The sequence below is a fragment of the Afipia sp. GW821-FHT14H12 genome, assembly GCF_058803465.1.
The window spans coordinates 435,605-458,861 of the sequence record NZ_JBXAOZ010000002.1 but is presented as its reverse complement, the minus strand read 5'-3'; the positions used below and the strand labels follow the sequence as shown (position 1 = coordinate 458,861).

Genomic DNA, 23,257 nt, shown 5'->3' with positions numbered 1-23,257 from the left:
TTGGGCTTAGCGTCGCTGTTCTGAGGCTGAAGGGGAGGGGCTACCTTGGATCTGCTGCTACAAATCCTGATTAACGGCGTACTGCTCGGAGGGCTGTACGCCGTTATGGCCTTGGGCCTTGCTTTGGTTTGGGGCGTGCTCAATATCGTCAATCTGGCGCACGGAGCATTCATCATGCTCGGCGCCTATTTGTCATGGCATCTCTATACGTATCTCGGCATCGATCCCTTCCTCGGATTGCCGATTACGGCGGTGGTGATGTTCGCGGTTGGCTACGCGATGCAGCGGGGGCTTCTAAACCTCGTCGTCAAGGCACCGATGTTCAACACGCTGCTCATCACGTTCGGGCTGGAAGTGGTGCTGACCTATCTGGCGCAGCTCGCATTCTCCGCCGACTTCCGCACCATCAATCCGTCCTATGCTGGTAACAGCATCCAGATCGGCACCGTGGTGCTGCCGCTGGCCCGGCTTCTGGCGTTCGGCATCGCCATCGTGTTGACGCTCGCGATGTGGCTGTTTCTTCTGCATACGCGGCTTGGCCGCGCGATCCGGGCGACCGCGCAGAACCTCGTCGCCGCGCGTCTTTACGGCGTCGAGCCGCGCCATCTTTACGCGATGACCTTCGGCATCGGCATCGGTCTTGCCGGTGCCGCGGGCGGCCTTTATGGCACCGTCTCGCAGATCAATCCGTATATCGGCGCGACGCTGACGGCCAAATCGTTCGCAATCGCCATTATCGGTGGCCTCGACAATCCGCTCGGCGTCATCGTCGGTGGCCTGTTCCTCGGCATCATTGAATCGCTTGCGGTACTCTATATCGGCGCGACCTTTGCTGACGTGGCGAGCTTCGGCGTTCTGGTGCTGGTGTTGATCGTGCGGCCCAGCGGCCTGCTTGGAAAAACAGCATGAAAGCGCTTCGCCTCCTCCTTATCCTGATCGCACTGGCCGTTCTGATCGCGGTGCCGTGGTTCGGCTCTGACGTGCTGGTGCAGTTCGGTATCAACGCGCTGTTGCTGGCCGTGCTGGCGCAAGGCTGGAACATCATCGGCGGCTATACCGGCTACGCTTCGTTCGGCAATTCGGCGTTTTACGGCCTTGGCAGCTACGGCGTTGGCATCGCCATGGTGCAGTGGGATCTGCCGTTTGGCGTTGGTCTTGCCTTTGGCGTGTTGCTGTCGGTCGTGTTCGCGATCCTGCTCGGCCTTCCGGTACTGCGGCTGAAGGGCCATTACTTCGCGATCGCGACGCTGGCGCTGGCGCAGGTCATGGCCGCCATCGTCTCCAACGTGAAGCTGGCGGGCCAGAACATCGGTCTTGTGCTGCCGCCGCTGAACAACGACATGCTGTTCTATGAACTGGCTCTGGCCTTGCTGGTGGCGGTGACGCTGACGATCTGGTGGCTGTCGCGCAGCAAGTTCGGCTTCGGCCTGATCGCCATCCGCGAGAACGAAGAGGGCGCCAAGGTGATGGGCGTCAATACGACGCTTTACAAGGTGACGGCGTTCGCGCTGTCGGGCGTGTTCAGCGCGCTGGCGGGTGGCATTCATGCCTACTGGGTGACATTCATTGATCCCGAAAGCGCCTTCGATATCAGCCTCAACGTCAAGATGATCATCATGGCGGTGTTCGGCGGCCCCGGCACCGTTCTCGGCCCGATTGTCGGTGCGCTGTCGCTGTCCGCCATCTCCGAAGTCCTGTCCAGCGAAGTCACCAGCATCGCGGGCCTGTTCTTCGGCGTTGTGGTGGTCGCGGCGGTAGTGCTGATGCCGCGCGGCCTCGCAGACATCATCCGCCAGTTCCGCAAGACGGGCTGGCGTTACTTCTCCGAAAACATCAAGGCGACCCGGCTGTGAGCGCTATACTCGATGTTCAGAACGTCACGCGGCGGTTTGCCGGCCTGATTGCCGTCAACAACGTCAGCTTTTCGCTGCAGCCGAAGGAGATCCTCGGGATCATCGGCCCGAACGGCGCGGGCAAGACCACGCTGATCAGCCTGATCAGCGGTACGGTCGCGCCGACCTCCGGGGACATCCTGTTCGAAGGCAAATCGATCAATCCGCTGCAGACGTATCAACGTGCGCGCCTCGGCATCGGCCGCACCTTCCAGATCATGCGGCCGTTTCCCGGCCTGTCGGTGCTCGACAACGTCGCGGTTGGCGCGCTGTTCGGCCATGGCGGCGGTGAATCGCAATTGTCGCGGGCGCGCGAGATGGCGCGCGCGCAGCTTGATTTCGTCGGCCTCGGCGCGTTCGTCGATCAGCGCGCCGATGAACTCGGCGGACCGGGCCGCAAGCGGCTGGAACTCGCGAAGGCGCTGGCGATGCAGCCGAAAGTGCTGTTGTGCGACGAGGTGATGGCGGGTCTCAACCACGTCGAGATCGACGAGGTGATCGACGTCATCCGCAAGGTGCGCGACGAGGGCATCAGCATTCTCGTGATCGAGCACGTCATCAAGGCGATCAAAAGCCTGTCCGACCGGCTCATGGTGCTGCATCACGGTGAGAAGATTGCCGACGGCGACCCGGACACCGTTCTTTCCAATCAGGCTGTTGTCGAAGCCTATCTCGGCAAGAGGCGCGCATGACGATGGCGGCGGTTGCGGACAAGAAAGACGTGATGCTGAGCGTGCGCGGCGTCAGCGGCGGCTATGGCGGCATGCCGGTGCTCAACGATGTGTCGCTCGATGTTTATCCGGCGGAGATCGTGGCACTGGTCGGCAGTAACGGCGCCGGCAAGACCACGCTGTTGCGCGCGCTGTCGCGCGTCCTTGCCTGTACGGGCGAGATCATTCTCGACGGCAAGAATCTCGTGCCGATGACCTCGGATCAGGCGTTCGCTGTCGGCCTCGTGCAGGTGCCGGAAGGGCGGCAGTTGTTCGACCGCATGACGGTGCAGGACAATCTCTTGATGGGCGCGTTCCAGCGTAGGGACAAGGCGGGGGTCACGCGCGACCTCGACAAGATGTACACGCTGTTTCCGAAACTGTCGGAGCGCCGGCGTCAGCTCGCGGGCAGCATGTCCGGCGGCGAGCAGCAGATGTGCGCCATGGCGCGCGGCCTGATGGCGGCGCCGAAGCTTTTGATGATCGATGAAATGAGCCTCGGCCTCGCGCCGGTGATCGCCGAGCAGTTGATGGAGGTGCTGGCCTCGATCCGCAACGATGGCGTGACCGTGCTGCTCGTCGAGCAGGACATCCATCTGGCCCTGTCGGGTGCGGATCGCGGCTATGTCATGGAGACGGGCCGCATCGTCCATAGCGGATCGGCCAAGGACCTGATCGACGATCCACAGGTGCGCAAGGCCTATCTCGGGCTTTGATTACGCAGAGGGCCTGCTGAACACGTAGGCAAGGCCCGACAGCATGATGATCCCGACGCCCTCTATCAACAGCGGGCCGGGGTTGCTGCCCATCCAGAATGCGATAAATCCGATACTCATGCCGGCGAACGCCATCAGTTTCGCCTTGCGGGGAATTGCGCCATGTTCGCGCCACGCCCGTAACATTGGCCCGAAGTGGCGGTGTGAGAGAAGCCAGTTTTCAAGCCGCGGTGACGAACGGGCGAAGCAAGCCGCGGCGAGAATGAGGAATGGCGTCGTCGGCAGCACTGGCAGGAACGCGCCAATGAAGCCGAGTGCCACGCATCCGATACCGAGAACGAGATAAATGTGACGCATGCAATGGCGACCGTGCCAATGGTCCTTGCGAAGTGATTGGACCGTCAGGCTGCCATAGGGCGGATGCTTTTTCAAAGGCGTCAGCTTTGAGGATTTCTAATCGGGCTGACGATAATTGCCGGGTGACATCTTGTCCGAGATCAATGTTCAAATAAGATGTATATGACCGATCCGAAACACTTCGCGCGCACGGGCAACGGGCTGGTCGAGTTGTTGCTGGTGGCTGCGCCAAAGGGATCGGTCGCGCCGGTGTGGCTCGGAGACAAATAGCGCGAGGCAACCCGGAACCAGCCAGTTTATGGCGCGCGCGGCTGGGTAGATCGGCGAAGTTCTTGAATCAGCGTAGCTAGATCCTGGTCAGGTGGCCCGACAGTCGCGAGCTTTTTCGCGTAGCTGAGCGCCGCTGCGGCATCTCCCGCCCCTCGGCTGAACGAAACGAGGGCCTGAAGAATCTGGCGATCCTTTGGATGGTTGTGCAGGGCGTTCTTCAAAACGGTCATGGCTTCCTCGTACTGGCCGCTGGAATGCAGCGCGACAGCATAAACGTAGGCGTAGCGCGGCTGATACGGCTCCAGTTCTGTGGCTTGATGCAATTCGTTTAGCGCGCCCTCCGGCCGTTTGAGTCTTATCAGTGTTAGGCCCAGCGCCTGATGCAGGGCCGCGTCGCGCGGTGAACTCACAAGCGCAGCGTGCAGGACAATTTCGCCCTCGCTGTCCCGGCCGCGTTGCCGATAAAGATCGGCGAGGTTAATCGCCGCCGTAGCATATTGCGGACTGAGCCTGAGGGCGGCCCTGTATTCGGCCTCGGCCTCCTGCAATTGTCCACGCTGCGCGAGGAAATTTCCGAGCGTGGTACGGGATTCCGGTCGCTCCGCGTTGGCGCGCTGGGCGGCGATGAACTCGGTCGCCGCCCGATCAAAGGTCGTGCGGTCCTGTGCTGGCTGGTCCGCGGTCGATACGGCCGCCAGCAGCGAGGCCGCCCTGATGCGGACGCCGCGAACGGGATCGGACAACAGCGGGGACACAAGGGACCAGAGCTGACCGGCGGGCACATTTTCCAACATGTCGAGGGCGCCAATCCGAACCATCGGATCGGGATCGGCAAGCGCAGTGCGGGCCGTCGCGACATTGGCCGCCGTCACGCGCGATGCAAGTTCGTCGAGTGCGCTGGCGCGGACCACAGCAGGCACCTTACGATCCGCAGCAAGGACGGACAGCAGCGCGGCGGCATCGGCCTGGTCGGTGCGGGCGGCATGGAATGCCGGTGCGTAACCTTGGAAGCCCTTTCGGATTGGACCGAACCATCGCTCGACTGCTGCGGCGGACCATTGCGGTGACTTGTCGTGATGACAGTCGTTGCATGCGTTCGGCGTTCCCAACGTGACGGACAGATCGGGACGTGGAATCCTGAAGGCGTGATCATGCCTGATATCGACCACCATATAGGTCCGGGCTGGCATGTGGCACGAGATGCAGGTCGGCGCCGGGTCGACGGTCGCATGCTGGCGATGCTTCACATCGGTGTATTTGTCGGAGGCATGGCACTGCAGGCAGACGCCTTCGCCGGAGATGCGAAGCTTCGCGCTGTGCGGCTCGTGACAATCGCTGCAGGTGACACCGGCGGCAAACATCCTGCCTTGCTTGAACGGCGTGTAATTGTACGGTTCCTCGACATCGCGGATCTGGCCGTCGGCATGATATGTGATGCGCGCCAACGCTTCGACCACATGGGTCTGCGACAACGATTGTCCGGGTATCCAGTTTTCAAGGAAACCGGCGCGGCGCGCGTGGCAGAGCCCGCAAGTCTCAACTTCTTTGCGCAGCGTTGGCGGCCCTGCGGAGCGTTGGGCGCTTCCGGTCTGTGGGTCTATCGGCCAGGAGACGCCTTGATGTTCGTCAAACCGCACCAGCAATCCCTTGCTGGAATCCTCGCGCTTACCAAACGGCCACCAGTTCCGTTGATCGCGCGCCCAGGCGGTATGGCGCGAGCCCTGCCCATGACAGGCTTCGCAGCCGACACTGATTTCCGCCCATGTGGTGGTGAAGCGATCTTTGGCCGCGTCGTAGTTCTTGCGCAGGCCGGTCGAGTGGCACTCGGCACACATGAAATTCCAGTTCTGGTTCAGCTTGGTCCAGTGCAGGATATCGTCATGTTTGATCTCTTCGTTGGGTGAAAGGTGAAACCAGCGCTGGCCACCCCTGTCCTGCGGCCTCGAGTCCCAGGCGAGCGGCAACGCCTGCAGGCGGCCGTCGGGAAACTCGATCAGATATTGCTGCAGCGGATCGATGCCGAACGTATATTTCACTTCGAACACGGCAAGCTTACCGTCGGCGCCATCGGTCTCGACCAGAAATTTGCCGTCCTTGCGAAAGAAGCGGGAATGCACGCCGTAGTAGTCGAAGCTCGCGTCGTTGAAATTGCCGAGCACGGTCCGGTCGGTGGCGTGCTGCATCGCGGCCTTGTGCTGCGAGGCGTTCCATAATTTGGCTTCGGCCTGGTGGCAACCTGCGCAGGTTTCGCTTCCGACGAAGCTGGCGATGGATGGGCTTTGGGCTTTCGATGTCGGTCCGCTATGATTGAGAAACTGGAAGGCAACACCGAAAGCGAAGACGGCGGCCGCTGCGACTGCTATCGCTATCCAGACGGCGCGCCTCGGCAGGATGGCCTGCCGGTCTGGCTTTAGATTTAGCAGCGACGAAACCGGCAAAGGCGCGAAGGCCTTCGGTGTCTTGCTACCTGATTTGCTCCGCTTGTGTGCCAAACGACTGCCCTTCAGCCCTGTCGCTCAACCGCGATCACGCAATCCTTCGTCGACACCACTGCATCCGGCATCCAGCATCGACTGCCTCGGCATTGTGTCAAGTGGTAGGCACGTGGTCTGCACGCAACCCTCCCACCGAGTCGATCAAGGTAAGACCGTCGCAGCGTCCGGCTAACCTCAAGCAGTATTACGCGGTAATCACCTGCATACGGGGCTTGATCTGCGTCAATATACATATCGCTCGATCTCGACATTCTGGAAACTAGAACAACGGAGGACGCCGGGATGAAGCTATCGATTGCAATATCGGCACTGCTGACGACGGGGCTCGTCGCCGGCTTCGTTGCTGCAAGGCCCGAAAGAGCAAGCGCGGTGGTATACTGCCAGTATGTTGAATATCCCGTTGGCTGCATCGTCAGACCTGGCGTCGTGCTGCGGCCGCGTCCTGTCGCGCGTGCTGTAGTGAGACCCGGCGCAAGAGTGCGGGGAACGCCGATGAACCGCGGCGGCCCTGTCAATCGCGCCGGCCGACGCTGATCCGGGTTTTCAACCGCTTGCACCGAGTTGTGGATGCGCGAGTGCACATGCCTGCATTAGTCATCATTTGTTGTCGTTCATTTCCCGGAGGTTGGTGACATGAGATCTATGATGACGGCGCTCGCCGCACTGTCCTCGATTGCGCTGCTGGCAATTCCGGCGAACGCGCAGCAGGCAGCTTCTCCGGAGATAGTGCTTCCGGCGGATCGTTCGGTCTTGCCGATCCCGGAACCGCAATACCCACACAGCACTGTATTCGACGCGCGCAATGCAACGCCGCCGCCTCGATTCGAAGTGAAAGCACCGGCGGCTGCGCCGAACGTGCTCATCGTCCTCATCGATGATATGGGTTTCGGTCAGTCGAGTGCCTTCGGCGGGCCGATTCACATGCCGACGGTGGAAAGTTTGGCGAACGAGGGGCTGCGCTACAACGAATTTCACACCACGGCGCTTTGTTCGCCGACCCGATCGGCGCTGCTGAGCGGCCGTAACCATCACATGAATAACTTCGGTTCGATCGCGGAAACTGCGACGACCTTTCCGGGGCAGACCGGACAGCGCCCCAACAGCGTAGCTACCGTGGCAGAGATGCTAAGGCTGAATGGCTACAGCACCGCCCATTTCGGCAAAAATCACGAAACTGCGGCGTGGGAAGTGAGTCCGTCGGGCCCGACCGACCGCTGGCCGACCCGTCAGGGCTTTGACAAGTTTTACGGGTTCATGGGCGGCGAGACCAACCAATGGGCTCCGCTGATCTATGATGGGATGACCCAGGTCGAGCCGTCGAAAGATCCGAATTACAATTTCATGACGGACATGACCAACAAGGCGATCGACTGGATGCAGTACCAGAAGTCGCTGACGCCCGATAAGCCGTTCTTCATGTACTTTGCGCCGGGCGCAACCCATGCCCCGCACCATGTGCCAAAGGAATGGATCGCCAAATACAAGGGCAAGTTCGATCAGGGCTGGGACAAGCTGCGCGAGGAAACGCTGGCCCGCCAGATCAAGCTCGGCGTGGTGCCGCCGAATACGAAACTCGCCCCCAAGCCGGAAGCCATAAAGGATTGGGCCACGCTGAGCGCGGACGAGAAAAAGTTGTTTGCGCGCCAGATGGAAGTGTTCGCCGGCTTCGGCGAATACGCCGATACCGAGATCGGCCGGCTGGTCGATGCCATCAAGGCGACCGGCCAACTCGACAACACGCTGGTCTTCTACATTGTCGGCGACAACGGCGCGAGTGCCGAAGGAGGCATGAACGGCTTGTTCAACGAGATGACCTATTTCAACGGCGTGCAGGAAACCGTTCAGGATATCCTCAAACATTACGACGACCTCGGCGGCCCGATGACGTACAGCCATTATGCGGCCGGATGGGCAGTCGCGGGAGATACGCCCTTCACGTGGACGAAGCAGGTGGCTTCGAGCTATGGCGGCACCCGCAATGGCATGGTGATTCATTGGCCGAAGGGCATTGCGGCGAAGGGTGAGCTGCGTTCGCAGTGGCATCACGTGATCGATATCGTACCGACGATCTTGGAGGCAGCCGGCTTGCCAGAGCCCAAGAGCGTGAATGGCACGGTTCAGACGCCGATCGAAGGGACGAGCATGGTTTACTCCTTTGCCGATCCCAAGGCAGACAGCACCCATAAGACGCAGTACTTCGAAATCTTCGGCAACCGCGCGGTGTACCATGATGGCTGGCTGGCCGGAACGATCCACCGGGCAGCGTGGGAAACTAAGAATCGCCGTCCGCTCGAAGAGGATATCTGGGAGCTTTACGATACGCGGACGGACTTCAGCCTGGCGAACAATCTCGCTGCAAAGAACCCGGATAAGCTGAAGGAGCTTCAGGAGCTGTTTCTCAAGGAGGCAGTCAAGTATTCTGTGTTGCCGCTCGACGACCGCACTCTGGAGCGACTGAACGCGGCGATGGTCGGACGGCCCGACTTGATGGCCGGCCGTACCTCGCTGACGGTGCACGAGGGCATGACCGGGATGTCCGAGAACGTGTTCATCAATACGAAGAACCGCTCGCATGTCATTACTGCGGATGTGGAAATCCCGAAGGCGGGTGCCAGCGGAGCCATCCTTGCCCAGGCTGGCAGGTTCGGCGGGTGGAGTCTGTACCTGAAGGATGGCAAGCCAACGTACACCTACAATTTCCTTGGCTTGCAGCGATTTACGGTGGCTTCCCAGCAGGCATTGCCGGCCGGAAAGGTCACGATCCGATTCGAGTTCGCCTACGACGGCGGCGGGATCGGCAAGGGCGGTACAGGTACGATGTTTGTCAACGGCAAAAGAGTTGCCAGCGGCCGCATCGAGCAGACCCAGTGCTGCGGCTTCTCAGCCGACGAAGGTGCCGATGTCGGGGCCGACGAGGGCACCCCCGTCACGGAGGCCTACAAGGTGCCGTTCAAATTTACCGGCAAAATCGGCGAGGTGACGATCGAGTTGAAGGAAATGAAGAAGGCCGACAGTGAAGAAGCTGTACAGGGCCGCAAGGCGGCGGTGCTGAAGAAGGGACTGTCTGATTGAGAAGACTGGGGGCGCGCAACAACAGGATTGGGCATCCTACCGCCACTACGATTCTTTGAGATCACCGCGCTCCTGAAAAAGGCGACAACACGATGACGTCGATTAAACTGGCGGCCTCTGCTGTATCTTTGTTGGCGCTTTCGGCGCTTCCCGCCAATTCCCAGCAGTACAAGATGCAAACGCCCATTCCTCCCGGCATTGCTATCCCGGACAAGGTGGAAACGCGTCTTGGGACTCTGAGTTTCTTCGGCGGTTTCCCTGACGCGGCGACGGTCGACAAGTTGTATGACAACCTCGACTTCCAGCGCGCGGTCCAAGCCTACCTGCTGGCTCTGCCCGTGGTGAATCAGGTGGCTAACCGAGACAACATTCTGCGGCTAGGCCCCGCCAACACGACCGTGCCAATCTGGGAGACGTTGGTCGACTCCCGCACCACGGAGCTCACTGCCAACAACAATACACCTTATACCTGGTTTTGGCTGGACCTCCATGACGGACCCATCGTCGTCGAAGCTCCTCCCAAGGTGCTCGGGCTCGCTGATGATATGTGGTACAATTGGAATGGCGACATAGGGCTCACTGGTCCGGATCGAGGTAAAGGCGGGAAATATCTTTTCTTGCCGCCCGGCTACACGGGTGAGGTGCCGAGAGGCTACTTCATCATTCGTCCGAACTCGTTCAGCGTCTGGACGGCCTGGCGGAGCTTCCTGGTCAATGGCGATCCGAAGCCCGGCGTGGATGCCGTCAAGAAATTCACAAAGATCTACCCGCTCAAACAGGCGGCCAAACCACCGAAACTCAATTTCGTGAACATGTCCGGTAAGCCGTTCAACATGGTCGGTCCGGGGGATTATCGGTTCTGGGAGCTTCTCAACAAAGTCGTGCAGGACGAACCCACTGACAGCGTTGACTCTACGACCCTTGGATTCTGGGCCTCAATTGGAATTGCGAAGGGCAAGCCGTTCGCACCGGACGACAGAATGAAGAAGATACTGACCGAAGCCGCCGCTGTTGGTGACGCCACCGCACGCGCCACAATGTACAAATGGCGAGGGGCCGACGGCTATTATTATCCCGACAGCAAGAGCAATTGGCGACTTGGTTTCATCGGTGGCTACAAGTTTGAGGAAAAAGGCGCCCGTCAGTTGAACGGTTACGCAGGCTTTTTCTTTTATGCCACCGGGGTCACGCCGGCGATGGATTCAAAAACCGTTGGCGAAGGCTCGCAATACATGGCCGCCTTCGTCGACTCGAAGGGCGATGCGCTTGACGGGGGAAAGTCTTACAAGCTGCATTTGCCGTCAAACATTCCGATCAAGAACTTCTGGTCGATCATCCTCTACGACAACCAGACACGCTCGATGATCCAAACTGACCAGCAATTCCCGACGGTCGGCAGCCAAACCGAAGGCCTCAAGGTCAATGCCGACAGTTCGGTAGATGTCTTCTTCGGCCCGAAGGCGCCCGCGGGGCAGGAACAGAACTGGGTGCAGACGGTCCCTGGTACGAGCTGGAACACCCTTTTGCGGCTCTATGGTCCGACAAAGCCCTGGTTCGACAAGGCTTGGCGGCCCGGCGAAATTGAACTTCAACAATAGCTTCTTCGTCATGTACAGCCCCGGAAAACGGCGGTGAAGTGGGCATTCTCCGATTGCGCACCCGGATGTTGCAGACAGTCGTCTGAACCGACGGGGACTGACCGAGAGCATTAGATCGGAAAGGCGATGATCATGAAAAGCTACGGTATGGCCGGGCCCCGGCTGACCAGTGTTCTCGCAGCCGCCGCAATTGCTTTGCTTTCTCCGCAAATGACCGCCGCCGACGAAAATGGCATTTCATACTGGTTGCCGGGCCTATACGGCAGTCTTGCCGCAACGCCGCCGACGCCCGGCTGGTCAATCGCCGCAATCTACTACCATGCAAGTGTGAATGCATCGGGTGCCACTGCGGCGTCGCGGGAATTCCAGGTCGGACGGCTCCCGCCCAACAGGCGGAATCGAATCGATTATATGCAATGACTTCAACGTCGGTCGACAACTGGCTGGCGGCTGCCGTGCGGGAAGCAGCAGTCGACCGCAAGCTGAGAGCAGGCGAGGCCCTGTTTCGATGTGGCGACAGAACTGAGGGACTTATTGAGGTTCTAACGGGCCGCATTCGGCTCACGCGGACTGATAGCTCCGGCCGCGAGGTGGTGTTGCACGTGGCTGATCCCGGCGAGACCTTGGCCGAGGCATCATTGTTTTCAACACAGTATCATTGCGATGCAATTGCAAGCACCAATGCAATTGTGCGCCTGTATCCCAAGCGTGAAGTGTTGGCCGCTTTCGAGGCAAACCCAAAGGCTGCTCGAGCGTTTTCTGCAACTTTAGCTCATCAGGTCATGAAGCTCCGCACCCGCATTGAGCAGCGCAATATCCGTTCGGCAGCCGACCGCGTTCGACACTTTCTCGCGCTGAACACCGGAGCGGACGGCCGCACAGTCAGACTGCCCGGCACCTTGAAAGACCTTTCTGCCGAACTGGGTCTAACGCACGAGGCCCTCTATCGAACTTTGGCGAAGCTCGAACATTCGGGCGAGATCAAACGCAGAGGATCAAAGATCATAGTTTTTCAGCGCGTATGATTGAGATCATATGCGTGGATGGAGCGGGCTGTTAAAAGGATATTCGTGGGGCACGCAGCAAAAGAGGTCCTTAATGACGAGATTTCCTTGGAAAACAGCCCTCACCGTTTCGACGCTGTTGGCCGCCACCGTGTATGCCTCTGCCCAAATGTTCTCGGACCGCATGAATGGGCACATGCAGCAAGGCGGCACGATGGACCAGATGCATCAGCAAATGATGCAGCGCGGCGGTATGGGCAACCACAGCATGATGCATGGAGCGCAAGCCGGCGCAACCAGCACCCCAACCATGCCGGGGCAAGACGCTTTCGGCGCTATTCAAGAGGTCGTACAGCTTTTGCAAGCTGACGCGAAGACGGATTGGGCGAAGGTCAACATCGAGGCATTGAGGCAGCACCTCATCGATATGAATGAGGTGACCTTGCATGCTGCCGCCACCCAACGTGACGTGGACAATGGCATCGAGATCAAAGTGACTGGCGAAGGGCGCACGCTGGAGGCGATCAAACGTATGGTACCCGCACACGTAAGCGAGCTACGCGAGATTGGCTGGAATGCAAAAAGCGACGATCTGCAAAATGGCGTCACTCTCACGGTGATAGCGAGCGAAACACAGCCGCTGACCAAGCTCAGGGCGCTCGGCTTCATGGGAATTATGGTGCAGGGCGGTCACCATCAACAGCATCACCTAATGATGGCGGCGGGGCGGTTCGTTCATTGAGGGCGTGCCGGACGGCGGCGCCTTCCTCCTGATGGTGGGTGATCGTCAGGCGAGCGCCGTCGCAGCCAACGTGCTCGACCGTTGCTTCGAAACGCCAGCTCCCACGGGAAATGGATTGCCGACTTTACTTATGTCTGGGTGGCAGAAGGCTGGCTCTATGTGGCCGCCGTCATTGATCTGTTTCCCGACGCGTGGTCGGCTGGTCCGTGTAACCGCGAAATATTTTGGTGTACCCTCTAGCTTGCGATCCCGCGGACCTTCGCATTCCGTTGCAATGTCATTTTGCCAATAGTGATGATGGGTGCACGCCAGAACTTGTAAAAGCATTCGAGCTAGGAACGTACACGGGAGATCCAGCTCGTATAGAGAATTATCGATGATGAGTGCGACCCGTCCCACCGTCGTCTGTCGATACTCATAGCGGCCGACTGCATCAGCGCAGGACAAAGTCCGAGACAAAAATCGGTTGATTGCACGGACTCATAACCCTAAGTATCTGAAGATGCTCAGTAAAGACCGGCTCGAAAGTCCGCGATTTTAACGGAAATTCTGTTAAGTGTCTGATTGTACGCATAAATTTTCCATTGCGCCCATGATGGATTGGACGGACCGGCATTGCCGGGTCTTCCATCGCGCGCTGACGCGCCGGGCCACGCTTTACACTGAGATGCTGACGACCGGCGCGGTGATCCGTGGCGACCGCGAGCGGTTGCTGGGTTTCGACGCCTGCGAGCATCCGGTGGCGCTGCAACTGGGCGGGTCCAATCCGCGCGATCTCGCGGAGAGTGCGAAGATCGGCGAAGGGTTCGGCTACGACGAGATCAATCTCAATGTCGGCTGCCCCTCCGATCGCGTGCAGGATGGCCGCTTCGGCGCCTGCCTGATGACGGTGCCGCAACTGGTCGGCGAATGCGTGGCGGCGATGAAGGCTGTGGTCCGCGTGCCGGTCACGGTGAAGTGCCGGATCGGCGTCGACAATCAGGACCCGGAGGAGGCGCTCGACGCGCTTGCGCAGAACGTGGTGACGGCGGGCGCAGATGCCTTGATCGTTCACGCGCGCAAGGCGTGGCTCGAGGGATTGTCTCCGAAAGAGAATAGGGACATTCCGCCGCTCGATTATGATCGGGTCTATCGCCTGAAGGCGGCGATGCCGGACGTCACGATCTCCATCAATGGCGGCGTTACTTCCATTGAACAGGCGAAGGCTCATCTGCAGCATGTCGATGGTGTGATGCTGGGCCGCGCCGCCTATCACGAGCCGTGGCGGCTGCTCGCTGTCGATCCCGAGCTGTTCGGTGCGTCGTCGCCGCATGCCTCGATGCATGAAGCCATCGAGTCGCTGTTTCCCTATATCGAAAGGCAACGCGCGCGTGGCACGCGGTTGCACTCCATCACCCGCCATATGGTCGGTGCGTTTCATGGCGTGGCCGGTGCGCGAGCATTCCGTCGCGCGCTGGCGGAAAACTGCGTAAAGGCCGATGCAGGCGTGGAGCAGTTGCGTGATGCGCTGCGGCTGGTCGTGCCAGCCGAGGCTGCTGCGGCCTGATTACGGATAGCCGCGCAGCAGCAGTCTGTCAGGGCGGACTTCCCAGCTTTCCAGCCTGTTGAGGAAGCTCATGCCGAGCAGGTTGGTTTTCAGCCGGCCGCGCGGCACAACGAGCGCCGGCACTGACAATTCAACGAGCTTTCCGACCGCCAGCCGGTCGAGCGTGACGCGCGCCGCGCGGACATGGCCGCCAGCAGTCTCGACCTCGACATCGTAGGTCGCAAGATCGAGCGGCAGGCCTGCGGCTTTCGCGGTTTCGTAAGTGAGCACGACGGATGTGGCGCCGGTGTCGATCACCATCGGTGTTTTGACGCCATTGATCCTGGCGCGGAGCGCGAATTCACCGCTATGGGTGCGGGAAATTTCTACCGCGCGAGTGTCGCGGCGGGTGTAGTGGTTGACCGCATTCAGCGCGGTGCGCTTGGCGCTCTCGAAACCGGTCGGATTCTGCACGGCGTAGATCGAGCCGGCGGTGCCGAGCAGGACGATGATAACTGTCAGAAACCGGATCACGGCGAACCTGCCATCATGCTGTCGGAGGTCAGCAACAGACCTCGAGCCAGCGCACCAGCGCAGGTGGCACTTTCATCCCGGCATCGGTCATGCGCCTCACCAGCGTGACCATGATGGCGGCTCGCTCCTCGGGCGTCAGAGCAGCCCAGTCGGAAATCTCCTGCATCGTCCGCCCGCAGCCCAGGCAAAGCCCGGTCTCGGGGCTCATCACGCAGACGGAGATGCACGGCGACTCGTAGCTCATGCCTCCTATAAAGGGCCGCCGGTGTTTCAGCGCAAGCCGTGTGTTGTGCGGCCATGGCTCAGAGCCCCGTTCCTGCATTCATGATCGGCCGTCCGCGCGGCCGGCTTCGTTCATCGCTCATGTCGAGTTGATCCGGCTGCAGCGGTGGGCCTTCCGGCATCGGAGCAAGCGCCGCCATCACGCGCTCGGGCGGGAAGGTGATGATGACCTCGGTGCCGATGCGCAGCTTTGATTTCAGCGTGAAGGTGCCGCCGTGCATATCGATCAGGTTCTTGGCGATCGGCAGGCCGAGGCCCGCGCCTTGCTCGGCCGACTTGATCGAGTTCGAGCCCTGTCCGAAGGACGCCAGCACGATCGGGATTTCATCCTCGGGAATGCCGGAGCCGGTGTCCTTGACGCTGAGGTATTGCCCGCCGGATGCGGTCCAGCCGGACTTCAGCCAGATCTCGCCGCCTTGCGGGGTGAACTTAATGGCGTTGGACAGAAGGTTGAGCACGATCTGGCGCGTGGCGCGCTCGTCGCCCCACAGCTTCGGCATTTCATCCTCGAAGACTTCGTGGATGGTGATGCCCCGGCTCGATGCGCGCAGCTTCAGGAGGTGGTGGCAGTCGGCGACCACATGAACGAGTGAGAAGGGTTCCTCGTTCAACTCATAGCGGCCGGCCTCGATGCGCGACAGATCGAGAATCTCGTTGATGAGATTGAGAAGATGCACGCCCGAATTGTGGATGTCGGCGGAGTAGTCCTTGTAGACGGCCACCGCGTGGGATCCGAAAATCTCGCTTTTCATGACTTCCGAGAAGCCGAGAATGGCGTTCAGCGGCGTGCGCAACTCGTGGCTCATCTGCGCAAGGAAACGCGATTTGGAGACGTTGGCGGCTTCGGCGCGGTGCCGCGCCTCGTCGGAGATCGCCTTGGCCTGTTCAAGCTCGCCGATCAGCGCGTCCTTTTCGGCGCGCGCTTCCAGCGTGGCGAGCGTGGTCGAGTGCAGCCGGTGGGCGAGCAGGGCGAAGTAGCATTCGGCAGCAACCGCAAGTGCTGCCAGAATGTAAGCGTCGAGCGTGCCGCGCAGCACGAAATTCAATGCAATGGCCGCTGTCACTGGAATGGTTGAGGCGAAGGCCGCGATCGGCAGGCTTGCCGCGAGCATGCTCGAGACCGCAACGACGAGCAGCATCAGGAACAGCATCAAGGTGTTCGACACCACGTCGACACCGGATGGATGAACGAGGATCATTGTCCAGCCAAGACCATAGAGCAGGTCGAGCGCGACAAAACGGTGGCGCCATCTGCGCGTGGTCGCGGGAGCCGGCGGCAGGTTCAGGAATCTCGAGCAGAGGCGGATGACGACGGCATGAATCGCCAGAATTCCGCAAGTCCAGATGCCCGCATACAGCATCGGCAGCCAGAGGCTGGAGAGCGCCCCCGTGGCGACCACAAGCAGGATCACCACGAGCGAGGCGGACATGCGCGTCTGGGCATACTGACGCAGCAGTTCGTGATCGAACGCAGGGCGGGTGCCGCTCGACGAGGTCAGGCGGTCACGCGCTTCTCGGACGCGTTGGGCGGCCACGCGCCGTGTCCTGGCAGGCGCAGCGGCCACGCTATCGGCCGGAGAGGGCACGAGATCACTCATTTACAAACAAATTCCCGGTACGCGCAGGGCACGGATTTTCCCGCCTCCATTTCTGGCGGGAAATTCTTAAGAGGGGCCTTAAAGACAGATTTAATCAGGTTAATGAAAAGTAAATCTGCGGCCCGCCGCCGCCGTGCCGCCGGCTTTCGGTGAAAGCTGCGGGGGATCAGGTCGCGGACGAGTTGTCGGCGGCTGAACGGCTGATGAGATCGACCCGGCGGATTGCCGGGACCTCGTTCAACCTGTTCTTGAAGTCGGCGATATCCTGCGAGGACACCTTGTTCAGAAGCACGAGGATTTCGTCGTTACCCTCATCGCCACTGCGATTTTCTACCACGAAGCGTTTGATCTGACTGACCCGCAGCGACAGCGTCTGGCGCAATTCCTCCGGGCTCAGGGCGCCACGCTCCGCCGTGATCTTGAAATGGACGGTCTGGTTGCGGGCATGGTAGGCCTCCTCCAGCGGCTTCACGCCGGCCAAAATGATCAGGATCAGGATGGTGGAGGCTGTGCCTGCGAAGTAGAGGCCGCCGCCGATGGCAAGCCCGATCGCTGCGACGGTCCAGATGCTGGCCGCGGTGGTCAGTCCCTTGATGATCTCGCCACGGGCGAGGATCGAGCCCGCGCCGAGAAAGCCGATGCCCGAGACGACCTGCGCGGCGACGCGGGAGGGGTCCAGCACGGTATGCTCCTGGCCCAGCACGCCGGCAAACCCGTAAGCCGATACGATCATGATCAGGCATGAGCCGACGCACACCAGCATGTGGGTGCGGATGCCGGCGGCCCAGAGCAGGCGTTCACGCTCGAAGCCGACCATGCTGCCCAGGGCCGCGGCCGCGGCCAACCGAAGAAGGATTTCGACGTTGCTGATGTTGCTGATCATCGGCGCTCCACCTTGCGGGAGGGCTAATGAAAGATCGGCACGAGCCAATACACAAGGGCCGCGACGGCGGCGGCGGCGGGGATGGTGATAATCCAGGCGACCACGATGGAGCTTGCGATATTCCAGCGGACGGCGGACAGCCGCCGCGCCGAGCCGACGCCGACGATGGCGCCGGTGATGGTGTGGGTGGTCGAGACCGGAACGCCGAGTGCGGTCGCCGCAAATAGTGTCAGCGCGCCGCCCGTTTCGGCGCAGAAGCCCTGCATCGGATTGAGGTGGGTGATGCGGCTGCCCATGGTGCGCACGATGCGCCAGCCGCCCATCAGGGTGCCGAGCGCCATCGCCGCCTGGCAGGCCAGAACGACCCAGAGCGGGACATGAAAATGATCGCCGCCATAACCCTGCGAGAACAGCAGGATCGCGATGATGCCCATGGTCTTCTGCGCGTCGTTGCCGCCGTGGCCGAGCGAATAGAGCGATGCGGAGCCGAATTGCAGGATGCGGAAGGCGCTGTCCACCATGAACGGCGTCGAGCGCGCGGAGCACCACGCCACGACGACGATCAGGACGAGCGCGAGGACGAACCCGATCATTGGAGACAGGAAAATCGCCAGAATGGTTTTGGTGAGGCCCGACCATTCCAACGCGACGAAGCCCGCCTTTGCAAGCCCGGCGCCGACCAGCCCGCCGATCAACGCGTGCGAGCTTGAGGAGGGAATGGCCGCCGCCCAGGTGATGAGATTCCAGACGATCGCACCCATGAGGGCTGCGAAGATCACATGCGGATCGACGATGCCGGGGTCGATGATCCCGGTGCCCAGCGTCTCGGCGACGTGGAGGCCGAAAAACAGGAACGCGATGAAATTGAAGAAGGCTGCCCACAGCACCGCATATTGCGGCTTCAGCACCCGCGTGGAGACGATCGTTGCGATCGAGTTCGCGGCATCGTGCAGGCCGTTGAGAAAATCGAACAGCAGCGCGACCGCGACCAGGCCGATCAGAAGTTGAGGCGTGAGTGAAGCGGTCACGAGACTATCCGTTCAGACCTGTTCAATCACGATGCTGTTGATCTCATTGGCGACGTCGTCGAAACGGTCCGCCACTTTCTCGAGATGGTCGTAGATTTCGGCCCCGACGATGTAGTCCATGGCATTGCCGCTGCGGTGCTTGAGGAACAGTTTCTTCAAACCGAGATCGTGCAGGTCGTCCACCTTGCCTTCAAGCCGCGTCAGTTCTTCCGTGATGGAGGAGAGCGTGGCGACGTTGGCGCCGATCGATTGCAGGAGAGGCAGGGCGCGGACCACGAGCTCGGCGCAGTGCTGGATGATGGCGCCCATCTCCTGCATCGGCTGGTCGAACTCCTTGACCTCGAACAGCCGGACTGTTTTAGCCGTCTGCTGCATCTGGTCGATGGCGTCATCCATCGCGGCGATGAGGTTCTTGATATCGCCGCGGTCGAAGGGCGTGATGAAAGAGCGCCGGATCGCCATCATCACTTCGCGGGTGATGTTGTCGGCCTCGTTCTCATACTGGCTGATCTTGTCGCAGTAGAATTCGATTTCGGCCCCGCCCCGGAGCATGCCCTGGAGGGCTTCCGCCCCGTCGACGAGTGTTCGGGAATGTCTGGCAAATAGCTCAAAGAACGAATGTTCCTTTGGCATCAATGCCTTGAACCAGCGCATAAACGTGCCCCCGCTACAGATTGCGTGAACCTTTTATGTCATTTTCGCCATTTGGCGCAGAATTTTCCGCGTCAAAAATCTTCATCCACCGCTTTAAGGAGGATCAATCTTGCCCCGATTTGACTGAAAAAATGTCGCCGGGCCAGCGGTGGTACCGCCGGAGGCGGAGTGGTAAGACCGTCTCGGTCGCGGGAGGCGGAAGGCCCCGCTATTTGGGGAAAAGTCCCTGCGATCAGGCTGTCAGGAGACCGATGTGAGTGTGACCAAAGACGACGTTTTGAACAGTTTGGCCAAGATTCAGACCCCCAAGGGCGTGCCGCTCCCGGCCGCGAAGGTCCTGTCCGAGATCACGGCAACCGACGGCAAGGTTTTTTTCTCCCTGACGGTGGATGCGGCGGAAGCCCGCGCCTGGGAGGCGATCAGGGCCCAGGCGGAGGAGACAGTGCGCGCCCTTCCGGGGATCAAGACGGTGATGGTCGCGCTGACGGCCGAGCGGCGCCCGGGCTCCGGGCCAACGGGTGGCGTCAAGCCGGCGGCTGCGCATCATCACGGCGCGGGCGGGGATTCGCCGATGGGCAAGCAGAAGGCCATTCCCGGCATCAAGACCATCATTGCGGTGGCTTCGGGCAAAGGCGGGGTCGGCAAATCGACGACGGCCCTCAATCTGGCGCTCGGTCTGCGCGACCTCGGGCTGAAAACCGGGCTGCTCGACGCCGATATTTACGGACCGTCCGTGCCGAGGCTGACGGGCGTCAAGGAGATGCCGAAGCTCACCGACGACAAGAAGATGATTCCGCTTCAGCGCTTCGGCCTGACGCTGATGTCGATCGGATTCCTGGTGGCCGAAGAAACCGCAATGATCTGGCGCGGGCCGATGATCCAGTCGGCGGTCAAGCAGATGCTGCAGGATGTCGCCTGGGGAGACCTCGACGTGCTGGTGGTCGACATGCCGCCGGGGACAGGCGACGTCCAGCTTTCGCTCGCCCAGCAGGTGCCGCTGGCGGGCGCTGTCATCGTTTCGACGCCGCAGGATCTCGCCTTGATCGACGCGCGGCGCGGAATCACGATGTTCAAGAAGGTCGATGTTCCGACCCTCGGCATTATCGAGAATATGAGCTATTTCATGTGCCCGCACTGCAATACGCGATCCGATATTTTCGGACATGGCGGCGCGCGTCATGAGGCGGAGCGGGTCGGTGTTCCATTCCTGGGCGAAATACCGCTCGACATCGCCATTCGCGAGGGTTCGGACGAAGGCCGCCCGGTGCTGGAGACCGATCCATCCGGCAAGCATGCGGAAATCTATCGTGCCATCGCCGGAAAGATCAAAGACGCATTGCGGCTACAAACGGCCGCCGCCTGAGCGGTAATATTTCGACACCTGCTGCTTATGCGACCTTGTGTTTAGCGTCGCTGCACGACTTGTCGCGTTTTGAACTTGAAAGTTCCATGCTAGACGGCAAGTTTAGCGGACTCGAAGGTCTGCCAGAGGAGGTAGAAGTAAATGAAGCGTCGCGATTTTCTCAAAGTAACGGCTGCGGGCGCAGCAACGGCAGCCGTCGCCTCGCCGGCGATTGCCCAATCGTCGCCTGAGGTCAAATGGCGGCTGACGTCCAGCTTCCCGAAGTCGCTGGATACGATCTATGGCGCGGCCGAGCTGATGGCGAAGCAGGTCGCCGAAATGACCGACAACAAGTTTCAGATCCAGGTCTTCGCCGCTGGCGAGGTCGTGCCGGGTCTGCAAGCGCTGGATGCCACCTCGAACGGCACCGTCGAGATGTGCCATACAGCCACTTACTATTACGTCGGCAAGGATCCGACCTTCGCGATCTATGCGGCCGTTCCGTTCGGCCTCAATGCGCGCATGCAGAATTCCTGGTGGTATCAGGGCGGCGGTGAACAGCTCGCCAACGAGTTTTTCAAGAAGCATGGCGTGATCGCACATCCCTGCGGCAACACGGGCACCCAGATGGGCGGCTGGTTCCGCAAGGAGATCAAGACCGTTTCCGATCTCTCCGGCCTGAAGATGCGCATCGGCGGCATCGCAGGGCAGGTGCTGGCGAAGCTCGGCGTCGTGCCGCAGCAGCTCGCCGGCGGCGACATCTATCCGTCGCTGGAAAAGGGCACCATCGATGCGGCCGAGTGGATCGGTCCGTATGACGATGAAAAGCTCGGCTTCAACAAGGTTGCGCCGTATTATTACTATCCCGGCTTCTGGGAAGGCGGCCTGATGGTCCACTCGCTCACCAATCTTGAGAAGTGGAATGCGCTGCCGAAGCACTATCAGTCGATTCTGGCGAACGCGAACGCGAACGCCAACACGCTGATGGCCGCGCGTTATGATCTGCAGAACCCCGGCGCCCTCAAGCGTCTGGTTGCGGGCGGCACGCAGCTTCGTCCGTTCAGCAATGAAGTGCTCGAGGCAAGCCTCAAGGCGACCAACACCCTCTGGGCTGAAATTTCGGCGAAGAACCCGGATTTCAAGAAGTCGATCGACGCGATGCAGGCCTATCGCGGCGACGAGTATCTGTGGTGGCAGGTTGCCGAATACACCTTCGACAGCTTCCAGATCCGTTCGCGCACCCGCGGCTGATCGATCATCACGTGAAATCGAAGCCCGGCCCCGCAGGGGCCGGGCTTTTTGCTGCGCAGAAGATTCTGCTGCATTGCACGAGAAGACCCTCGTGTGACGATGATAATCCTTTTTTGCCGTGCGCAATTCCGATAGACCCGGTTCCAGGCAGGATTGGGGGTATTTCATGAAGCGTCGCGATTTTCTGAAAGTGTCGGCAGCCAGTGCCGCCGGCGCATCCATTGCCGCGCCGGCGATTGCCCAATCGATGCCGGTCATCAAATGGCGGATGACGTCGAGTTTCCCGAAGTCTCTCGACACGCTCTATGGCGCGGGCGTGGTGATGGCGAAGCAAGTCGCCGAAATGACCGACAACAAATTCCAGATCGAGGTCTTCGCCGCGGGTGAAGTCGTGCCAGGCTTGCAGGCGTTCGACGCCGCTGCGAACGGCACCGTCGAGATGGGACACAGCGTCGCTTACTATTATGTCGGCAAGGACCCCACCTTTGCGGTTTTTTCCTGCGTGCCGTTCGGGCTGAACGCGCGGATGCAGAACTCCTGGTGGTACCAGGGCGGCGGCGAACAGCTCGGCAACGAGTTCTTCAAGAAGTACGGCGTGATCGCGCATCCGTGCGGCAACACCAACACCCAGATGGGTGGCTGGTTTCGCAAGGAGATCAAGACGGTTGCCGATCTGCGTGGCCTGAAAATGCGCATCGGTGGCATCGCGGGGCAGGTCATGGCGAAGCTCGGCGTCGTGCCGCAACAGCTTGCGGGCAGCGACATCTACCCGGCGCTGGAAAAAGGCACCATCGATGCGGCAGAGTGGGTCGGGCCTTACGACGACGAGAAGCTCGGCTTTCAGAAGGTGGCGCCGTTTTATTATTATCCCGGCTTTTGGGAAGGCGGGCCGATGATCCATGTCTTCACGAATCTGGCGAAGTGGAATTCGCTGCCGAAGACCTATCAGGCGATCGTCTCCAACGCGATGGCGAATGCCAACATCTATATGGCGGCGCGCTATGACGAGCAGAATCCCGCAGCTCTGAAACGCCTTGTGGCGAACGGCACGATGCTGCGCCCCTTCAATCAGGACATCCTGCAGGCGGCCTTCAAGGCGACGAACGAGTTGTGGGCGGAAATTTCCGCCAAGAATCCGACCTTCAAGACATCAATCGAGGCGATGCAGGCCTATCGCAACGACGAGTATCTGTGGTGGCAGGTCGCCGAACTGACGTTTGACAACTTCCAGATCCGTTCCCGCAGCCGCGGCTGATACAGGCCTCCCGAAATGCAAAAAGCCCGGCTTTTGAAGCCGGGCTTTC

General features: G+C 60.5%; 22 protein-coding genes and 1 pseudogene. 15 read left to right on the top strand and 8 right to left on the bottom strand.

Annotated elements, in window-relative coordinates; translation table 11 throughout:
• Positions 1 to 45: 45 nt before the first annotated feature.
• From AC1RNA_RS13725 to AC1RNA_RS13710, 4 genes are read left to right on the top strand one after another with little or no spacing between them, the layout of a single operon-like run.
• Positions 46 to 909, top strand: a complete 864-nt coding sequence (locus tag AC1RNA_RS13725) for a branched-chain amino acid ABC transporter permease (RefSeq protein WP_009339112.1) — start codon at positions 46 to 48, stop codon at positions 907 to 909.
• Positions 906 to 1,853 carry a branched-chain amino acid ABC transporter permease gene (locus AC1RNA_RS13720; protein ID WP_492951458.1) on the top strand — a complete coding sequence of 316 codons (948 nt, stop codon included), beginning with the start codon at positions 906 to 908 and terminating at the stop codon, positions 1,851 to 1,853. Before AC1RNA_RS13725 ends, AC1RNA_RS13720 begins: the two co-directional genes overlap by 4 nt.
• Complete coding sequence (locus AC1RNA_RS13715) at positions 1,850 to 2,584, top strand: ABC transporter ATP-binding protein (protein ID WP_009339116.1); 735 nt, start codon at positions 1,850 to 1,852, stop codon at positions 2,582 to 2,584. Before AC1RNA_RS13720 ends, AC1RNA_RS13715 begins: the two co-directional genes overlap by 4 nt.
• On the top strand, positions 2,581 to 3,318 hold the full coding sequence (locus AC1RNA_RS13710; protein WP_009339119.1) for an ABC transporter ATP-binding protein: 738 nt from the start codon (positions 2,581 to 2,583) through the stop codon (positions 3,316 to 3,318). The genes AC1RNA_RS13715 and AC1RNA_RS13710 overlap by 4 nt, the downstream gene beginning before the upstream one ends.
• Here the strand turns inward: AC1RNA_RS13710 and AC1RNA_RS13705 are convergent, their stop codons facing one another.
• Together AC1RNA_RS13705 and AC1RNA_RS13700 are read right to left on the bottom strand one after the other, a co-directional pair.
• Positions 3,319 to 3,675, bottom strand: coding sequence for a YbaN family protein (locus AC1RNA_RS13705; RefSeq protein ID WP_492951457.1), 357 nt, complete (start codon positions 3,673 to 3,675; stop codon positions 3,319 to 3,321).
• A gap of 296 nt (positions 3,676 to 3,971) precedes the next feature.
• Positions 3,972 to 6,128 (bottom strand): tetratricopeptide repeat protein, encoded by a 2,157-nt coding sequence (locus AC1RNA_RS13700; RefSeq protein WP_492951556.1) that lies wholly within the window; start codon positions 6,126 to 6,128, stop codon positions 3,972 to 3,974.
• A 594-nt stretch (positions 6,129 to 6,722) separates the two neighbouring features.
• Here AC1RNA_RS13700 and AC1RNA_RS13695 point away from each other — a divergent pair.
• The 8 genes and pseudogenes from AC1RNA_RS13695 to dusA all read left to right on the top strand — a co-directional run bounded on the left by AC1RNA_RS13695 (position 6,723) and on the right by dusA (position 14,402).
• Positions 6,723 to 6,974, top strand: a complete 252-nt coding sequence (locus tag AC1RNA_RS13695) for a hypothetical protein (protein ID WP_009339127.1) — start codon at positions 6,723 to 6,725, stop codon at positions 6,972 to 6,974.
• A gap of 111 nt (positions 6,975 to 7,085) precedes the next feature.
• Complete coding sequence (locus tag AC1RNA_RS13690) at positions 7,086 to 9,512, top strand: arylsulfatase (RefSeq protein ID WP_492951456.1); 2,427 nt, start codon at positions 7,086 to 7,088, stop codon at positions 9,510 to 9,512.
• A gap of 92 nt (positions 9,513 to 9,604) precedes the next feature.
• Positions 9,605 to 11,110, top strand: coding sequence for a DUF1254 domain-containing protein (locus tag AC1RNA_RS13685; protein ID WP_492951455.1), 1,506 nt, complete (start codon positions 9,605 to 9,607; stop codon positions 11,108 to 11,110).
• A gap of 132 nt (positions 11,111 to 11,242) precedes the next feature.
• Positions 11,243 to 11,530, top strand: coding sequence for a hypothetical protein (locus AC1RNA_RS13680; protein ID WP_492951454.1), 288 nt, complete (start codon positions 11,243 to 11,245; stop codon positions 11,528 to 11,530).
• Positions 11,527 to 12,135 carry a Crp/Fnr family transcriptional regulator gene (locus AC1RNA_RS13675; RefSeq protein ID WP_492951453.1) on the top strand — a complete coding sequence of 203 codons (609 nt, stop codon included), beginning with the start codon at positions 11,527 to 11,529 and terminating at the stop codon, positions 12,133 to 12,135. The genes AC1RNA_RS13680 and AC1RNA_RS13675 overlap by 4 nt, the downstream gene beginning before the upstream one ends.
• A gap of 73 nt (positions 12,136 to 12,208) precedes the next feature.
• A complete protein-coding gene (locus AC1RNA_RS13670) occupies positions 12,209 to 12,856 on the top strand; it encodes a hypothetical protein (RefSeq protein WP_492951452.1) in 648 nt (215 codons plus the stop codon).
• Between the two features lie 58 nt (positions 12,857 to 12,914).
• Positions 12,915 to 13,065: pseudogene (locus AC1RNA_RS13665) on the top strand (IS3 family transposase); the annotation flags it as partial.
• A 347-nt stretch (positions 13,066 to 13,412) separates the two neighbouring features.
• On the top strand, positions 13,413 to 14,402 hold the full coding sequence (dusA, locus tag AC1RNA_RS13660) for a tRNA dihydrouridine(20/20a) synthase DusA (protein WP_492951451.1): 990 nt from the start codon (positions 13,413 to 13,415) through the stop codon (positions 14,400 to 14,402).
• Here the strand turns inward: dusA and AC1RNA_RS13655 are convergent, their stop codons facing one another.
• From AC1RNA_RS13655 to AC1RNA_RS13630, 6 genes are all read right to left on the bottom strand, one after another.
• Entirely contained in the window at positions 14,403 to 14,915 is a 513-nt protein-coding gene (locus AC1RNA_RS13655; RefSeq protein ID WP_009339137.1) for a TIGR02281 family clan AA aspartic protease, read from the bottom strand.
• Between the two features lie 28 nt (positions 14,916 to 14,943).
• On the bottom strand, positions 14,944 to 15,159 hold the full coding sequence (locus tag AC1RNA_RS13650) for a DUF1289 domain-containing protein (protein ID WP_009339138.1): 216 nt from the start codon (positions 15,157 to 15,159) through the stop codon (positions 14,944 to 14,946).
• Between the two features lie 58 nt (positions 15,160 to 15,217).
• Positions 15,218 to 16,795: a sensor histidine kinase gene (locus AC1RNA_RS13645; protein WP_492951450.1), complete on the bottom strand. Its 1,578-nt coding sequence runs from the start codon at positions 16,793 to 16,795 to the stop codon at positions 15,218 to 15,220.
• 166 nt (positions 16,796 to 16,961) lie between these two features.
• Positions 16,962 to 17,678: an MgtC/SapB family protein gene (locus AC1RNA_RS13640; RefSeq protein ID WP_492951449.1), complete on the bottom strand. Its 717-nt coding sequence runs from the start codon at positions 17,676 to 17,678 to the stop codon at positions 16,962 to 16,964.
• Between the two features lie 23 nt (positions 17,679 to 17,701).
• Positions 17,702 to 18,706: an inorganic phosphate transporter gene (locus AC1RNA_RS13635; RefSeq protein ID WP_009339141.1), complete on the bottom strand. Its 1,005-nt coding sequence runs from the start codon at positions 18,704 to 18,706 to the stop codon at positions 17,702 to 17,704.
• A 12-nt stretch (positions 18,707 to 18,718) separates the two neighbouring features.
• The gene (locus tag AC1RNA_RS13630) at positions 18,719 to 19,360 is read right to left on the bottom strand and encodes a DUF47 domain-containing protein (RefSeq protein WP_009339142.1); all 642 of its coding nucleotides are present in this window, start codon (positions 19,358 to 19,360) and stop codon (positions 18,719 to 18,721) included.
• A gap of 253 nt (positions 19,361 to 19,613) precedes the next feature.
• Between AC1RNA_RS13630 and AC1RNA_RS13625 the strand changes: the two genes are divergently transcribed.
• From AC1RNA_RS13625 to AC1RNA_RS13615, 3 genes are all read left to right on the top strand, one after another.
• Positions 19,614 to 20,723, top strand: a complete 1,110-nt coding sequence (locus tag AC1RNA_RS13625) for an Mrp/NBP35 family ATP-binding protein (protein WP_009339143.1) — start codon at positions 19,614 to 19,616, stop codon at positions 20,721 to 20,723.
• A 141-nt stretch (positions 20,724 to 20,864) separates the two neighbouring features.
• Positions 20,865 to 21,953: a TRAP transporter substrate-binding protein gene (locus AC1RNA_RS13620; protein ID WP_009339144.1), complete on the top strand. Its 1,089-nt coding sequence runs from the start codon at positions 20,865 to 20,867 to the stop codon at positions 21,951 to 21,953.
• A gap of 166 nt (positions 21,954 to 22,119) precedes the next feature.
• Positions 22,120 to 23,208 (top strand): TRAP transporter substrate-binding protein, encoded by a 1,089-nt coding sequence (locus AC1RNA_RS13615; RefSeq protein WP_492951448.1) that lies wholly within the window; start codon positions 22,120 to 22,122, stop codon positions 23,206 to 23,208.
• The last annotated feature ends 49 nt before the right edge of the window (positions 23,209 to 23,257 follow it).

Coding starts and splice junctions, on each gene's coding strand:
- AC1RNA_RS13705 (WP_492951457.1), bottom strand. CDS start 3,675: ATGCGTCACATTTATCTCGTTCTCGGTATCGGATGCGTGGCACTCGGC.
- AC1RNA_RS13645 (WP_492951450.1), bottom strand. CDS start 16,795: ATGAGTGATCTCGTGCCCTCTCCGGCCGATAGCGTGGCCGCTGCGCCT.
- AC1RNA_RS13630 (WP_009339142.1), bottom strand. CDS start 19,360: ATGCGCTGGTTCAAGGCATTGATGCCAAAGGAACATTCGTTCTTTGAG.
- AC1RNA_RS13615 (WP_492951448.1), top strand. CDS start 22,120: ATGAAGCGTCGCGATTTTCTGAAAGTGTCGGCAGCCAGTGCCGCCGGC.
- AC1RNA_RS13620 (WP_009339144.1), top strand. CDS start 20,865: ATGAAGCGTCGCGATTTTCTCAAAGTAACGGCTGCGGGCGCAGCAACG.
- AC1RNA_RS13680 (WP_492951454.1), top strand. CDS start 11,243: ATGAAAAGCTACGGTATGGCCGGGCCCCGGCTGACCAGTGTTCTCGCA.
- AC1RNA_RS13640 (WP_492951449.1), bottom strand. CDS start 17,678: ATGATCAGCAACATCAGCAACGTCGAAATCCTTCTTCGGTTGGCCGCG.
- AC1RNA_RS13710 (WP_009339119.1), top strand. CDS start 2,581: ATGACGATGGCGGCGGTTGCGGACAAGAAAGACGTGATGCTGAGCGTG.
- AC1RNA_RS13700 (WP_492951556.1), bottom strand. CDS start 6,128: ATGCAGCACGCCACCGACCGGACCGTGCTCGGCAATTTCAACGACGCG.
- AC1RNA_RS13670 (WP_492951452.1), top strand. CDS start 12,209: ATGACGAGATTTCCTTGGAAAACAGCCCTCACCGTTTCGACGCTGTTG.
- AC1RNA_RS13650 (WP_009339138.1), bottom strand. CDS start 15,159: ATGAGCTACGAGTCGCCGTGCATCTCCGTCTGCGTGATGAGCCCCGAG.
- AC1RNA_RS13720 (WP_492951458.1), top strand. CDS start 906: ATGAAAGCGCTTCGCCTCCTCCTTATCCTGATCGCACTGGCCGTTCTG.
- AC1RNA_RS13690 (WP_492951456.1), top strand. CDS start 7,086: ATGACGGCGCTCGCCGCACTGTCCTCGATTGCGCTGCTGGCAATTCCG.
- AC1RNA_RS13675 (WP_492951453.1), top strand. CDS start 11,527: ATGACTTCAACGTCGGTCGACAACTGGCTGGCGGCTGCCGTGCGGGAA.
- AC1RNA_RS13685 (WP_492951455.1), top strand. CDS start 9,605: ATGACGTCGATTAAACTGGCGGCCTCTGCTGTATCTTTGTTGGCGCTT.
- AC1RNA_RS13695 (WP_009339127.1), top strand. CDS start 6,723: ATGAAGCTATCGATTGCAATATCGGCACTGCTGACGACGGGGCTCGTC.